Origin of the sequence: Bradyrhizobium campsiandrae (assembly GCF_014529705.1) — a bacterium.
Lineage (GTDB): Bacteria > Pseudomonadota > Alphaproteobacteria > Rhizobiales > Xanthobacteraceae > Bradyrhizobium > Bradyrhizobium campsiandrae.
Genome location: NZ_JAANIH010000003.1, coordinates 128,954 through 141,952, shown reverse-complemented (window position 1 = coordinate 141,952; position 12,999 = coordinate 128,954). Strand labels below are relative to the sequence as shown.

Genomic DNA, 12,999 nt, shown 5'->3' with positions numbered 1-12,999 from the left:
GCCCTCGAGAGTTAGTGAGGTTTGATGATCGCTTTGAATGCGTGAAGCGCAACGATCCGAAGATCAGCCAAGCTGATCTGGCCGGCTTCGGCAGCTTCCAGGAGCTGCTCGGCGATAAGCTTGCGGCTTCCATGGTCCCCGCCGTTGGGCAAGCCTCGGCAGATTTCCTCCAGCACCACGTCCATATTCGATCGCACGCGATCCGACAGGGTCATCAACGTTCTCCGGCTCCGATGTCGGGAAGATCGGTACTTTGGAACCGGCGCCACATAGCGTCAAGGTGCCTGTCGCGAGTGCCGCGGTCGCTTAACATTTGTTGGGTCGCCGTCCCCATTGGCAATGCGCAAAAAGGCCCCGGTCGTGTTGGGGCGACCAGGGCCTTCTCGGGGCATCTGGTGTTGGGAACAGATGCGAGCTGAGCCGGCGAGCTGGAGCGTGCCTTGGCGGAAATGCAGACCGCGGGGCCTCGTGGAGAGCCGTCTCAGCGACGGCATCGTACACAGCCGATTCGGTTTTTCATTAGAATGAGGTCGAACCGTCGGGTAAAACACCTGCATATTGACATCATGGATTTGACGCGAGCCTCAAGATCTCCCGTTCAATCCCGCCAACTGCTTTTCCCGCAGTCACACCTAAAAACATGCACGGCACGGCCGGAGCGAGAGTCCAGCATCGTCAACACTTTGACCGCATTTCCGCAGGCGGTGCATTTTTGAGAGTCGGCGCCGGCACTCCGCCCGGAATTCGATTTCTGATGCTCGCTCATCTGAACAACGTTGAAAAATAAATGGCTGTCTCAGGTGTATTGAACGACTCTGACGATGCAATGGATTGGTCGGCGCTGCGAATTTCGACTCGGTCAGGTGGTTGAAGATAGACGCGCCGCTTCAGACGGGCTCGGCGCAGGCAACCCGTAATCTTTCGCTCGTTTGGCAGCGAGCTTTCGATAGGCTTGCGCTTGTGTCTGCAATTGTTGTTTGAAGGCAGCGTCGGCCTCGCTCGCTGCCAATCGTTCGAGCTGAACAGCTCGCTCCAAATACTCCACCAAAAGCTTCATTGCGCCCTCCTGCGCAACAATTCGTCAGGGTCGGCGTTGTTCCTACCGTGGAACGATGCAAAGCCACGCGCGCCGAATACAACAAATGTTTAATCGCCTCTAGCTTCGTTGGATCTCGCGCTGGCCCTCTTTGCCGGTGGCTTTCGATAGGCGGAGTTTGCCAAGGGAGGCGAGGATTCGAGCTCCAGCAACCGTTGCATCTCATTGACCGCTGCGAGCCTGTGCTCGATGTCGTCGATCGATTTGAGCTTGCGCTTCCCGAACAAAACTTGCGTCGGCTTTCTCATGAGCGGCCCTCCTGCCCAAGGCGAAGTTGGCGACGCCGTCGCATTGATCGTCTTTAACCTATGTCCGGCATTTGCCGATGCATGCTGACTTCATACGTTGATCCATCCCTTCGTTTGACACGTCGGGCAAAACACCGGCAGAATGGCATCATCGAAAAGTTCGGGTAGCCCGCGCGGAGCAGCCCGAAGCGGGCTTTTGTTTGCTCGTTAACAGCCTTCTTAGCCGCGGGTAACCTATAGTTGCGCGAGTAAGAACGACTAATCTAAGTTTTGGCTCATCAAGAGGCGGTTCGGGAAAAAGTGACAAAACGAGGCAATTTCCCCTTGCCCATGAGTTCCAATATAGGACAGAATTCAGCATATTTAATTGGGGGAGTTTCAAATGAAAATAGTAACTGCAATCGCCTCGACGTTCATTGCGCTGACATCTTTCACTGCAGGCGCATCAGCAAGCGTGGCCTTGTCTGAATACATTCCTTTCTACGTTGATATTAAGATTCCGGGCGCGACAGCGACCGGCTTCTTTAGCGCTTTCACCAATTCGAATTACAACAGCGACGTCGGCGCTCCATTTCGCTTCGTGCTTACCGAGGGAGCGTATAGCGCGACGTTGATCGGCTCCTCGACGGGCAACAATGCATATGTGGCTGTAGGCAACCCTTCGGGACATACGATCTCGGTCACGAACACTCAGGTTTTCTTCGATTTTTCCAGCCCGGAAGCCGACGCTCTCAAATTTTACACTGGCGCTGGAGACACTTTGTGTTTTCAAACCGCGTCGGCTGGCTTGTGCGGAGCAGGAGGCGCTGGAATTACTATCCTAGTTGCGGGAGCACCTGATCCGTTCTTGCCGATGAGCGGAAATCAACCTATCGCCTCTGCCGTCCCCGAACCCTCCACCTGGGCCATGATGTTGCTCGGCTTCTGCGGTCTTGGTTGGCTCTCGGTGCGTCGAAAGGCAAGGCCTGCATTGGCAACCGCCTGATCTTTATCAACCGTATCAAAAACATGGAGCCGCCTAAGGGCGGCTTTTTCATTGGCTCGTTTGAATTTCCGAACTTGGCCCATAGCGGTCAAGCCGGTGATGGGGCAACGCCCGTCTGACACCGGCCTCGAGGCTGACTTCAGGCGTCGACCAATCCCTTCGTTTGACACGTCGGGCAAAAACACTGGCAGAATGCCATCATCGAAACGAGTTTGGTTCACCCGCGCCGGAAACATCCGCCGCGGGCTTTTTGTTGCCGGAGACGCAATTGCCCATTTGAGGAGATTTGAAATGACCAGGATCAGGAGACGGATACCCGTCTACCAGCATGTCGCGCAGCCAATGACGAGCGAAGACTACATGGCCCCCACCTTGGCCGACATTCAGGCCTTGGCGAGGAGCAGGACCGAGACGGCCGTTCACGTGCTGTCCTCCATCATGGTGAGAGAGACCGCAAACGCGTTCGCGCGTGTGGCGGCCGCAAAGGAGCTGCTCGATCGCGGCTGGGGCAAGCCGGCCCAACCATTGGCGAACAGTCAAGGCCCGTTGGAGCTGCTGACGCGGATCGAACGCGTGATCGTGCATCCGGATAATCCGTCGCCTGCCGCCAACCGGATCGAGACATCGGGCACAGCGGAGATGCCTCACCTTGATACGAGTGGCGAGGAGAAGCTGCGATGAGCCGGAAAATGCCAGGCGTTCTCTCCGTGCCTGTGTCCTCGCAGTCAGAGCCAATGCCGCGCTCGCCGGGCTGGGCCCGCTGGATGGCGGAAGCGCTGGCCTATCGAGCCGAACCGGAGGGCGCAAAGAAGATCGCGGGAGCCGAGGCGCCGGTCCGCAGGGATCCCGCTCCGGTCCGGGTTCTGCGCCGCGTGTCGCCGCGCCCTTAATGCGCTCCCGCTGGCTGATGGATCGGCCTTCCGACGTCGGTCGCGCGCGATCCGGCCGGCCGTTGCGACGAAACAGCCTTGAAACAGTCCTGAAACCAGATCGTCCTGAACTCCCTCGCTGGTGGAACCGACCAACGGAGCGAAAAGGAGAAAGCCATGATCCAGGTTGGTTCTAAGGAAGAAGTCGCGTTGCTGCTGGCGTTGTTCGGGACCCATGCCGAGCCCGTCAGGAAGCCCAGGCCCGAGTCAAAGCCCAAGTCGCAGCAAGGCTGAGATATTAACCCATGCCGGGTTTGGCCGATTGCCTGAGTTTCCTGCGTTTGCTGATTGCGCGGGGAGATCCGAAAGGCATCCCGCTGGCGATCAGCGCCATTGACGACTATCTGGCGATGGCGCCGGTCAGCGCCCGCAGGCGCGGGCTGCGCGAGCTCCAGCAGGATGCGCTCGAGCTGCATGTCAGCTCGGTTGGCGTGCAGCGCTCGTTCGCCGAGACGGTGGATGCCTATATCGAACGGAAGCTGGCGGAGGAGTGAGGTGCGCCTGGCTCCGGTGTCCCGGCAGGGCTGGCATCGCTCTTGCTGAATGTCGTCTCAATGACGGCCCGGCCAGTCGGGCCGTCCCACATTGAGGCGATCACATGCAGTCAACGTCCCGTTTCGAAGCGACCGCGTCCTTGCAGCTCCACGCGCTGATCTCCGACCTGCACTGGCGGGTCGAGATGCTGGAGAGAGACATTGCCGAGGAGGAGCGCAATTCCGGCAATGCCGACCCCGGCAGCGCCACCTATTCGATGCTGGCCCACGCGCTGCGCGCGCGCCGGGACAATTTGCGCACCTCGATTGCGCTTTTGGAAACGCGCCTCGCCCCTGCCGCGGAGCTGCGGCAAGCGGCCTAACCGCGCACCGGAAAGACATGAACGCGGCGGGAGATCCTGCCGCGTTCATATCTCGTTTCGGGTCCTGCGCGATTACTGCGTCGGGGGCAGCACGGCCTGCGTGGTCTGCTGCGGCAGATTGCTGTAGGTCGCGCTCTCCTTGGTGCAGATATCCCTGAACACGACGACGCCGGCCTGCGGATATTCCTTCACGAGGCAGTTGCAATTGTTGTTGACGACGGGAGCCGGCGCCACGACCGGCGCGGGCGCAGCCGCCACCACGGGCCGCTGCACGACCACCGTCTTCTCCACCACCGGCGGCGAGGGGACATAGACCGGCCTGTTGACGACGACAGGCACCGGGACCGGCCGCACGATGACCGGGGGCGGCACCGGCCGCGGATAGACCACCACCTGCGGCGGAAGCGGGCGCGGGCCGGGCACGACCACGACGGGGTGATTGCCGCCGTTGCCGCCATAGCCGCCGGGGCCGGGCTGGACCTGGGCGTTGCCATATTGTCCGTTCGGACCCCAGCCGGCCTGCGCCGGGTTGTTTGCAAGAGCTGCCGCCACGCCCGCCAAAGCAATCGCGGCCGCCATCTTCGTGATCATCGCCGTCTTCGTCATGGTCCACCTGTTCTGTTTGGTTTGAAGCAGAATGTCGTCGTGGAATGACTGATAGACGATGGTGACGCGTGCCTCCGTGATGACGCGCACACAGCCTCCTTCGATCGCAGGAGGCGTGTCGCGTGACGATCATCGTTGCGCAGGGACTGGCGGGCGTTGCCGCGATCTCGCCGCGGAGCGTGGAGGCCCTGGTCAGGCCTCGGGCGGCCAGGCGCCTTTCAGCAGGCCGATCTTCCGACCGAGCTGCCAGACCTCGACATTGCCGCGACGGGCGAATTGCCGCGCGTGCGCGAGAGCGGAGCTGTCGGACGTCGCCTCGAAAGCCTCCGCGGAGCGGAAGACGCCGTCCTCGCCGACCAGGTAGGCGCGATATTGCTGCTGGTTCATGTCGGCGCCCTCAGGCCGGGCGAATGCAGCCAGGCCTCGATCTGGATCGCCATCTCGTCCTGCCGCGCACGGCGCAGCAGCAGCTCGCGGCGATGTCCGGGGCTCAGCGCGCGCGCCTGCTCGCGAAGCTGCGCGGCTTCGTCTGTGAGCCGCTCGTGGAGTGTCCTGGTCTGCTTGAAACGACGCCGCTTCAACATGGCATTGCTCCCATGTTCGAGAAAGGCGGGAGCGCGATCGGGCGTTCTCATCACCGATATCTGCCGGAGGACCTTGCGGTGATGATTAACTCTACGCCTCGTTTCGATCAGAGTCTTCATCATTTGATAGCTCGTCCAAGAAATCTGCGCGCTGTTTTTGACGTGTCATTTCAGCCTTTTGAGCCACTTACTCATTTTGCGCGAACGGCTTCCAAAGTACACTTTTGAACACAGGAGCAAGCCTTGAAGAGCTTGCTCCTGTGTGGCGTCTCCGCCGATGTCACGCGGCGCCGAACCAGCTCGTCAGCGTCTCCACGAGTCCACTTGTGCCATCATCGCCGACCCAGGCCACGTGCCCGTCGGGTCGCACCAGCACGGCCTTGGGCGCTGTGATCGCTCCGATGCAGGGAAGCTCCCATGCGTCATCGCACGAGGCGTTGATGCGCATGACGCGAGCGGCCCAAAGCGAAATGTCGGGCGAGATGTCGCGCGGATCAAGCCCGCCGAAATTCAGCAACGCGCCGCGGGCATCGTGCAGCAGCGTGAACAGCCGCACCGAGCGGCCCTCGGCCGTCAACGCCAGATCGGGCACGCGACGGCCGAGCAGGGGATGCCCGTCGCCGAGATCATAGCGGATATCGAGCCCGCTCATCATCGCGCCGAAGCGCTGGCGCGGCTCGTCCATCGCGAGCAATTCGGCAACGATCTCGCGCGCGGCCCTGCGGCCGTCGTCATCGCGGCGGAGCAGGGCGATCTGCGCCCTGGTGTTGCGCAGCACGCGCGCGGCCACGGGATGGCGCTCGGCATGGTAGCTGTCGAGCAGGCTGTCAGGCGCCAGGCCCTTCGCCACCAGCGCCAGCTTCCAGCCGAGATTGAAGGCGTCCTGCAGGCCGGTGTTGAGGCCCTGTCCGCCGACCGAGTGATGGATATGAGCGGCATCGCCGGCCAGCAGCACGCGTCCGCGTCGATACGCGACGGCCTGCCGTGCCGCATCGGTGAAACGCGAGATCCAGGACGGGCTGTGGACGCCGAAATCGGTGCCGTAGACGGCGATGAGCGCCGCGCTGAGATCGCTTAAAGTGGGCTCGCCGCGGCGATCGATCATCGCCTCCGTCATCACCACCAGCACGCGGCCGTTCTCGGTCCGGCTGAGACCGTGAAAGCCGAGCGCGTCGTGACGCAGGCCCCACGCGGGCGCCTGCCGCATGGCGACCTCGGCCATGAGGTTGCTGAGCGTCGCATCCGTCCCGGCGAATTCGATGCCGGCTTGCTTGCGCACCAGGCTGCGGCCGCCGTCGCAGCCGACCAGGTAATCCGCGCGCAGGCGTTTCCCGCCGGCGAGCGTCACCTCGACATGAGCCTCGTCCTGCACCACATCGCTCACCTCGCAGCCGCGATAGATCGGCACGCCGAGCTCGGTGACCCAATCGGCCAGGATGCGCTCGATGTGGCTCTGCCGCAGCGCGAGGCCGTAAGCATGGCGGGTCGGCAGGTCGCCGATGTCGAGCCGCGTCCAGGCAAAGCCCGCGAGCTGGGTGATCGTCCCCTCGCGCAGGAAGCGCTCGGCGACGCCGCGCTGATCGAGCATCTCGATGCTGCGCGCGTGCAGGCCGCCGGCCCGCATGCCCATGAGATTCTGGCTGTCGCGCCGCTCGAGGATGGCAACGTCGCAACCGGCGAGCGCCAGCTCCGCCGCCAGCATCAATCCGGTCGGCCCGCCGCCGGCGATCACGATGTGATGGTCCGGCGCCAGGCCGCGCGGTTGCGCGGTGCTGGCGTGCGCGCGTGGCGTTGGATGCATCATCGGCATGTGGCGGCCCCTCGGCTTGGTGATGAGGCGGGGGGTCTACACCGAGGTGAGAGGCTTGAAGCAAGCCCCTTGCGCACCACATATTGAGCTGGGAGGACCGACGCATCTCGTCCCGCGTTTTGAGCTTTGACATGTCGGGCAAAACACTGGCATCATCCCATCATTGCAGAAGCGACGCTCGGCCCGCGCGGAGACGATCCGCAGCGGGCTTTTTGCTGCCTTGATGCCGCGGCGGCATCGCGCCTTCTGTCGCGCAGGAACCGGCAGCGGCTCCGGATGATTGTAAGTCCGGAGGAAGCTCATGCTCACAGACGCCGACATCGCCATGCTCTGCGACATCGGCCAGTCCATCGCCTTCAGCGATGACCGGCACGAGGCGCTGTTCCGGCTCATCGCCGACGGCTATGTGCAGAAGGACGGCGACACCTACGAGCTCACGCCCAAGGGCGAAGCGGCCGTGGTCGATCGCGGCGCCGGACTGAACGAGGCGTGAGGGCGCTCGCGCGCCACCTTAGGAACCTTCGGTTCCCAGCGGCTTTTGTTTCGCGCCGGCATAACCGCCGATTGGCCGGCTGGAATGGCGGCTCCGGCGCAGAAGCCCCGTCGCGCGCCGGAGCCGTTTCGGTTTATCATAAAATCGCTTGACCCGTCGGGCAAAACACTGGCACACTGGCATCATCGAAAATCGCGTGCGGCCCGCAAGGCGGAGCATCCGCCGCGTCGTCGCGGGCCTCGCGTCAGATGAGGCGAGATCGCCGCGCGCAGAACCATCCGGGCCGCTGCGAATTAACCCGGCATGAAAAGCATCTGGTATGTTGCCGCCTTCATCATCGTCACCGGCGCCGTGTTCGGCGCCCTGGTCGGTTTCGACAGACTGATCGGCGGCGCCGGCTGACAGCGCGGCCGTCGCGCTCGGGACGGCGTTGCCGTGCGGACCTCGCGCTCCCATCTCCGAACGCCGCGGCGCGAGAGTTTCAGCAAACACCCGAGGACAAGCCGTGGGGGATGTACCAGTTTGAGCTGTCCGATCCGGATGAGACGCTGGTGCGGGCGGGGCGGCCGACAAGGTTGCGCCAGGGACCACGTGGAAGAGGTCGGCGCTGGCGGATCGATTGGTCGTGTTCGGAATGCCACCTCGCCGCAAGGAGCCCTCGCCCAGGGCTTGGAGCCATTTCGGTTTATCAAAATTAGCCTTGACCCGTCGGGCAAAACACTGGCAGAATGGCATCATCGAAGAATTTGGTTCAGCCCGCGGCGGAAAACATTCGCCGCGGGCTTTTCGATGCCACCGTCCTGACTGGCGTAGCGCGCTGCTCTCGTCCGGCATCCGGTCGCGATCCTGCCGTAAAAAAGAATTGACTTTGTTCCCTTTATGTTCCAAACCAACCTCTGGTCGAAACGATCATGACCATACGTTACGTTCGATCCAAATTGAGGCGGTGATGAGTACGTCGTTTCTTGCGCTTGTCTTGCTGGAGAGACCAGTTACCCCTGACATGGTCGCGCTTGCCGAGGCGGTTCGCAGGCGGCACCCGGAATTGGCAACGGAGATAGATGTCGGCGCTTCGGACGTCGGCCAGGGGTCTGACGGTGGGTCGGTTCTTCGCTGCGGTGATCAACTGATCGTGGTCATGTCAATGCCGGCGCCCATTCCGCAGGATCCAGGGTTATGGTCGCGCGCGACTACGGCCTGGCCCGAGGCGAACACCGTCGCAGCGCGACACCGCGGTCATTTGCTCGTCTCTGTGGTCGGGCAAAACCAGACACTATTGTCCGAGGCTCGTCTGATGACAGCTGTTATCGGCGCTTTGATCGCGACCGTGGCGGAATGCCGGGCTGTCGTGTGGGACACCAAGGTCGCGCGTCCAGCAGATCTTTGGCTGGACCTGTCCAGGCAATCCTTCGCCCCGTTTCCAGACTATCCTTTCCCGCTCTGGGTCGATGTCCTGCCTTTCCGCACGCGAACAGGCATCGGGGCTGTAACCATGGGGTTGACTGCTTTTGTCGACCGCGAGATCCAGTTCGAGACGTCGAGGCTGCCGCTCGACGCGCTGCTCGAAAGGGTGGAAGGACTCGTCGTCTATCTCATCGAGCACGGGCGCGTGCTCAAAGACGGCGATACCTTTGGCGGCGACGCGAACGAGCGCATCGCCGTTCGTTACAAGAATTCCGATCAATTCGGCATGCCTGTGTTCTTCTGTACTGACGGCTCGTCATAGTTGAGCACGAGAAGCAAACTGGCAATGCTTGGCGGGATCTCGCGTGAAAAGCCGAGAATGAGACACCCTGAGAAGACGCAATCATGACTGTGTCCCCAGGCAAAAAGCGTCCGCGGCGCCCGGAGGCAGTCGCGCGCAAAAGAAAGTTTTATCGAGTCGACCCCTATCGATCGGGCGGCGACGGATTCAGCTTCGAACTGGAGAATGAGAAGGAACTCCCGTCCGGTTTAGAACGCATCTCTGGCCTGGCAGAAACCCCACGCATCCTTTTTAGCCCGTCCGCTGCACGTCGCCCGCGGGATCTTGCACCTCTTTGGTATGCATGGCTGATTTCCGATCGGACAAAGGCTGTGTTCGAGTCTGTCGACCCGAACGGGTTTGTGTTTGCGCCATGCACGGTGCGGGTCCGGAAGGGAACCTGGGATGGGCCGCCATATTGGCTCTGTCAGGTCGTTCGTGTTCTCGACGCGCTGGATGAGGGCCGGTCACGTTCGAACATTGGTATCGACGACGATCGACGTAAGCTGACCTTCGGTCGAAAGTACCATGAGTTTTTCGGGCGACGTGAACTGGTGTTTCGGGAAGACTTGATCGGCGATGCTCATATCTTTCGTATGGCCCATGACGATTCCTGCGAAATTTGCGACGACGATCTGAAGAATGCCTGCAAGTCGGCAGGCTTGAAGATATACTTTACTGATGTTCTGAATGACCGGTGAGACAAAGCCGTCTTCAGCGCTGCCTCACAGCAGTCTTTTCCAGGGCAATACGCCGAAAATTTTCGATCCGGCATCTCCGATGCGGCGACCGATCTCTAGTTCATCATAGATCCATCTCTTCGTTTCTGTCGGCTGCCGTCGCATCTCGGCCCGACGGTGGCACTTGCGCGGGCTCGTCGGTTCTCAGAACCAAAACGCGAGACTGCGTGATCAAGCTTCTCAGCGACCGCCACTGAAATCATCAGGTTTCTTGGACCGACTGGCGTGCGCCGAGAACGCGCAGCCGGCGATGCATAGGCGCGGTGTTGCGCGATGCACTTTTTCGCCGCCTGGCAAAGCCCGCCGAACAGCCGACGACATTCAACACGCGCAAAGTCTGCGCCATTGGGGACGCCATGGCAATTCTGTGGGAACATCATATCATACCGAGAAAATTTAAAGGTCACCCGGCGTTTCGAGGCTTGGATAAGCGGGAGTTTGGCGTGGAGGCTCTGCGCAACCTGATTTATCTGCCAGCAAATTATGGGTTGGCCAGAAAGATGGGCGTATCGCCGCACCCCGGCGGGCATGATCCTCTTTATTACGAGGCGGTTCGACGGACTCTTGAACAGATCGCAAAAGAAAAGAATCCAAGACTACGTAAAAAGCAGATACGCAACTTGATCGATGCAATGCGCGTCGGTCTTGTCAACGGCGATCTCTACACAAATGTGCCAAATGGAGGGACCGGTAAAGAAGTGGCTCGAGGAGCTAAGAAGGTTGTCGAACGCAATGGAGAATATCGGAAGAACAACCGGAAGCAAGTTGATGCGCTCGGGAAATCTGATCAGACGAATGCGGAGGCAGGATACGACCATCTGGGGAAATTTGCAGCAATCCTGGGAAATGCCACGAGGGAAAAGCTGCTAAGCAAAGCAATCAAGGATAATCCCGGACTTAACATCACTCCGAGAAACAAGGATTTGGTTGGAACGCCGTGGCGAAAGAAGTTCGTGGTTGCTGATGACGATTTTCGTTTGCCTGGCTCAGAGGCCATCAATCCGAACCATGTTCCGCAGTTGCCGGGCTTCATTCCATCCGTTCCTCCACAGTTCACTCCGGAAGGCTTCGCCCGGAGTGACCCGCGTTGGACCTATGGATTGTCTGGCTTCCCCGCGGCCAGTTCAGATTGGCAACGATTCGGACAGCTGCCGCCAAGTGCCGCAACGCCGTCAGATCCGCTTGTCCTCGAATTCGATCCGATGACCGGGGCGCCACTTCCATATCATGAGAATCCTCTGATGCGTGACTCCGACAGCAAGTCATCTGTCGCGCAGGATGCGCTTCCCTGGTTGTTCGGCGGAGCAGCACTCGGCCTGGCAGCGCCGTTCGTTATACCCGCGTTACCCACGTTACCGGCGTGGGCGTGGGGCTTGGGCCTTCTGGGTGGAGCAGGTATAGCTGCGACCTCGCCTGCTAAAGCACGGCCGGGCAATGACGCCAGCGGCGGGGTATTTGCCACCGGTGCGCCTCCCTACGATCCGTTCGGCACTGCTGTTTCATCGAACGCTAACAGCAAGGGTGGGGGGATACTCGGAGCTCAATCGAGTGCGCGGTCGCTGACGGACAACGCTGCCGATCAAGATCCGGCGCGCCCTGGCACATTCAATGATCGCTTCGGCAATTGGCCAGGCATTCCAGCTGTCGCTGCATCATCTCAGCCGTCTAGCAATCCGCAAGCCCTAGCTGCTCCTGCCGGAGCAACCGCGCCCGACGAGGTCCGCCGTCTCACCCGCGTAAACGCCTCGAATGCCGGCAGCGTGTTTGAATCAGGCAGCGCGCCGGTGCCGTATCTGGCCTCTCCCGAATTCGACAATCGATTTGGCAATTGGCAAGAGCAAGGAAAGCGGCCACAGCAGGTCAGCAGCCCGGTTGGCACATTCGCTGATGGGCCGAGCTTTGTTATTCCACCGCCGATCTGGGGATTGGGAGCCTCACCCAGCCCAGGTAACGATGCAGAAGAATGGTTCTCCCGTTGGATACAACCGCTGCTCCGCCAGGATTGAAGGTCTGCTACGGATTTCCCAGCGCGTCTCGGCGCGTTTGACACGTCGGGCAAAACACTGGCATAGTGGCATCATCGAAATGAGTTTGTGTGGCCCGCGCGGAAGCATCCGCTGCGGGCTTTTTCGTTTCGATTTCAGAAATCGGACGGCGTCCCGCGCATCGCGGCCTCGCCCTCGTTGAAACGCGTTCATGGAGCGCCGATCAGCGCGCCGCCGTCCGAACCATCTATTGGCCGTGCACGCGCGAAAGTGCCGGCCCGCGGCGCGAGCCTTTGCTTGCGCCGCCGCGGTCTCCGCGAGACGGGGATAAGGTTCGCGCCGAAACGATCGCGCATCGTGCCGCGATCTGCCGCAATGTTGTTTTTGTTGGAGGAACGATGACGGTCTATCTGATATCGCTCGCGCTTGCGGGTCTGGTCGCGATTGTCGCGTGGGAGAGTTTTGCATGAGCGACGATCTTGAATACGAACCCAAGGTCGCGGATGTCTACCGGCCCGTGGCGAGGAGAACGGCGAAGGCGCGAACGCTGACCGAGATTCGCTCGCTGGCGCGCAGCCACACCAGGACTGCGATCAACGTGCTCGTCGGCATCATGCGCAGCAACGATGCGACGCCCGCGGCCCGCGTGTCGGCCGCCAACGCGATCCTCGATCGAGGCTGGGGCAAGGTGGCGCAACCGATCGAGAATGGCGAAGACGGCCTGCTGGAATTGGTCCACCGGATCGAGCGCATCATCGTGCATCCGGAAAAGTCCGGCGTGAGTGAGAGCGGCGCCGACGTTTGAGGCGTCAGAAATCTGAAATTGAACTCTGCGCGACTGATCGTTTGACACGTCGGGCAAAACACTGGCAGAGTGGAATCATCGAAATATGTAGCTCAACCCGCGCCGGACAATCGGTCGC

Annotated in this window: 17 protein-coding genes; 11 read left to right on the top strand and 6 right to left on the bottom strand. The window is 61.1% G+C overall.

Going from position 1 to position 12,999, the window contains the following annotated elements; genetic code table 11:
* Positions 1-11 precede the first annotated feature (11 nt).
* On the bottom strand, positions 12-215 hold the full coding sequence (locus tag G8O24_RS03300) for a hypothetical protein (RefSeq protein ID WP_188096426.1): 204 nt from the start codon (positions 213-215) through the stop codon (positions 12-14).
* A gap of 644 nt (positions 216-859) precedes the next feature.
* Positions 860-1,057: a hypothetical protein gene (locus G8O24_RS03295; protein WP_188096424.1), complete on the bottom strand. Its 198-nt coding sequence runs from the start codon at positions 1,055-1,057 to the stop codon at positions 860-862.
* 669 nt (positions 1,058-1,726) lie between these two features.
* On the opposite strand from G8O24_RS03295, the gene G8O24_RS03290 reads away from it, so the two are divergent.
* The 5 genes from G8O24_RS03290 to G8O24_RS03270 all read left to right on the top strand — a co-directional run bounded on the left by G8O24_RS03290 (position 1,727) and on the right by G8O24_RS03270 (position 4,114).
* Positions 1,727-2,329: a PEP-CTERM sorting domain-containing protein gene (locus G8O24_RS03290; RefSeq protein ID WP_188096422.1), complete on the top strand. Its 603-nt coding sequence runs from the start codon at positions 1,727-1,729 to the stop codon at positions 2,327-2,329.
* Positions 2,330-2,620: 291 nt separating this feature from the next.
* Positions 2,621-3,010 carry a hypothetical protein gene (locus tag G8O24_RS03285; RefSeq protein WP_188096420.1) on the top strand — a complete coding sequence of 130 codons (390 nt, stop codon included), beginning with the start codon at positions 2,621-2,623 and terminating at the stop codon, positions 3,008-3,010.
* Positions 3,007-3,219 carry a hypothetical protein gene (locus tag G8O24_RS03280; protein WP_188096419.1) on the top strand — a complete coding sequence of 71 codons (213 nt, stop codon included), beginning with the start codon at positions 3,007-3,009 and terminating at the stop codon, positions 3,217-3,219. Before G8O24_RS03285 ends, G8O24_RS03280 begins: the two co-directional genes overlap by 4 nt.
* A gap of 284 nt (positions 3,220-3,503) precedes the next feature.
* Entirely contained in the window at positions 3,504-3,752 is a 249-nt protein-coding gene (locus G8O24_RS03275; RefSeq protein WP_188096417.1) for a hypothetical protein, read from the top strand.
* A 104-nt stretch (positions 3,753-3,856) separates the two neighbouring features.
* Positions 3,857-4,114 (top strand): hypothetical protein, encoded by a 258-nt coding sequence (locus G8O24_RS03270; RefSeq protein ID WP_188096415.1) that lies wholly within the window; start codon positions 3,857-3,859, stop codon positions 4,112-4,114.
* A gap of 72 nt (positions 4,115-4,186) precedes the next feature.
* Here G8O24_RS03270 and G8O24_RS03265 read toward each other — a convergent pair whose 3' ends face one another.
* The 4 genes from G8O24_RS03265 to G8O24_RS03250 form a co-directional block, all read right to left on the bottom strand.
* Positions 4,187-4,810 carry a hypothetical protein gene (locus G8O24_RS03265; protein ID WP_188096413.1) on the bottom strand — a complete coding sequence of 208 codons (624 nt, stop codon included), beginning with the start codon at positions 4,808-4,810 and terminating at the stop codon, positions 4,187-4,189.
* 102 nt (positions 4,811-4,912) lie between these two features.
* Positions 4,913-5,107: a hypothetical protein gene (locus G8O24_RS03260; protein WP_188096412.1), complete on the bottom strand. Its 195-nt coding sequence runs from the start codon at positions 5,105-5,107 to the stop codon at positions 4,913-4,915.
* A complete protein-coding gene (locus G8O24_RS03255) occupies positions 5,104-5,304 on the bottom strand; it encodes a hypothetical protein (RefSeq protein ID WP_188096410.1) in 201 nt (66 codons plus the stop codon). Before G8O24_RS03255 ends, G8O24_RS03260 begins: the two co-directional genes overlap by 4 nt.
* Positions 5,305-5,584: 280 nt before the next feature.
* Positions 5,585-7,114, bottom strand: coding sequence for an FAD-dependent monooxygenase (locus G8O24_RS03250; RefSeq protein WP_188096408.1), 1,530 nt, complete (start codon positions 7,112-7,114; stop codon positions 5,585-5,587).
* 301 nt (positions 7,115-7,415) lie between these two features.
* Between G8O24_RS03250 and G8O24_RS03245 the strand changes: the two genes are divergently transcribed.
* The 6 genes from G8O24_RS03245 (at position 7,416) to G8O24_RS03220 (ending at position 12,881) form a co-directional block, all read left to right on the top strand.
* Positions 7,416-7,607 carry a hypothetical protein gene (locus tag G8O24_RS03245; protein ID WP_188096406.1) on the top strand — a complete coding sequence of 64 codons (192 nt, stop codon included), beginning with the start codon at positions 7,416-7,418 and terminating at the stop codon, positions 7,605-7,607.
* Between the two features lie 625 nt (positions 7,608-8,232).
* Positions 8,233-9,333: a DUF4261 domain-containing protein gene (locus G8O24_RS03240; protein ID WP_311972287.1), complete on the top strand. Its 1,101-nt coding sequence runs from the start codon at positions 8,233-8,235 to the stop codon at positions 9,331-9,333.
* Between the two features lie 83 nt (positions 9,334-9,416).
* Entirely contained in the window at positions 9,417-10,052 is a 636-nt protein-coding gene (locus G8O24_RS03235) for an imm11 family protein (protein ID WP_188096404.1), read from the top strand.
* Positions 10,053-10,357: 305 nt separating this feature from the next.
* On the top strand, positions 10,358-12,097 hold the full coding sequence (locus tag G8O24_RS03230) for an AHH domain-containing protein (RefSeq protein WP_188096403.1): 1,740 nt from the start codon (positions 10,358-10,360) through the stop codon (positions 12,095-12,097).
* An 89-nt stretch (positions 12,098-12,186) separates the two neighbouring features.
* Positions 12,187-12,546, top strand: coding sequence for a hypothetical protein (locus G8O24_RS03225; protein ID WP_188096401.1), 360 nt, complete (start codon positions 12,187-12,189; stop codon positions 12,544-12,546).
* On the top strand, positions 12,543-12,881 hold the full coding sequence (locus tag G8O24_RS03220; protein WP_188096399.1) for a hypothetical protein: 339 nt from the start codon (positions 12,543-12,545) through the stop codon (positions 12,879-12,881). Before G8O24_RS03225 ends, G8O24_RS03220 begins: the two co-directional genes overlap by 4 nt.
* Positions 12,882-12,999 lie beyond the last annotated feature (118 nt).